Raw genomic sequence first — 1,065 nt, forward strand, 5'->3', positions numbered from 1 at the left:
TACAGATGGAACCCAATCTGTTGCAAGCATTTGGTTATCAGATTGCAAATAATCTTTACTTGCCTCCGCCAATTGACGCAATCGGCGAGTATCTTCACATAATCTTCGGAATTCGTCATACACGCTTTCAGGTAAGTGCTCAAATTCTCGTCTAAATCCTTCGACGGTTAGCGATAGTGAAGCAATTGGCGTTCGAAGCTCATGCGTTAAGATCTGTAAGACCAGCATACGGCTACGAAGTTCTTCACGCTTACTGTTCCAACGGTACACCGCCCAGCCAATGACAAGCAAGATATTTGCAATGACAAGGATGATCATACTGATCCGCAATACTTGCGAGTGATCTTCTACATCCCAACATATGTTGCCTCGTTTCACGAAACAGCTTTTGCTTTGTGACGCTAATGTATAAGAAAGACCCGCATTCGCGACGTTTTCTTGCCAAACATCTTTGGAAAATACGAAGTAACGGTCTCCACGACGAAGCCACATTTCCTTGCCTTCAATAAACATACTTGCTCCTGCAATTAGAGCATTAATGGCGTCATCGTCCATATTTTGCAAGCTTTCTAGTAGCTCGTCACCTTCTTCGTTGTCACGCTCTTTAATGTGCATGTACTGAGCAAGTTTAGGACGCAACTCGGGATACTTTTCAACATAGCGCGCCGCGTAAGTACCGCCACCTGGGTGAATTAATCCACTACGCGAGAACCAACGCGGCGTTAATTGCGTGCCCTTACAAATAGCACGAGTAAATACTAGAGGTTCAGTAATTAGAGGGCTGAGAGGTAATTTCCCTCGACATGTATTCGCCAAGCTGTAGAGCTGCTGAATATCCTTCAAAGGATAGTCAGAAGTTTGAGGAAGCAACGAATCAGGTGAAAGTAACTTCGTAGGGTAATTTGATTGCAGAATGCGTATATCATACGATTTAAGAGCCACTTCATAGTTAAATAGCTCTGTAAACGTATCTATGCGTTCTGGTAGTGAATCGGATAATGCAGGTGCCGAGAATAGTGGCAATATTGATGCAAAACCGAGCAAAAACTGTTTAATCAAACTGTT

The 1,065-nt window shown here is 43.4% G+C and carries 1 protein-coding gene; it reads right to left on the reverse strand.

The window, feature by feature from the left end:
* A partial coding sequence (locus R7O12_RS26690; protein ID WP_411913100.1) for a DUF3404 domain-containing protein occupies positions 1 to 1,059 on the reverse strand: 1,059 nt, incomplete at its 3' end.
* Positions 1,060 to 1,065 lie beyond the last annotated feature (6 nt).

This window comes from Vibrio sp. Vb1574, assembly GCF_033338675.1.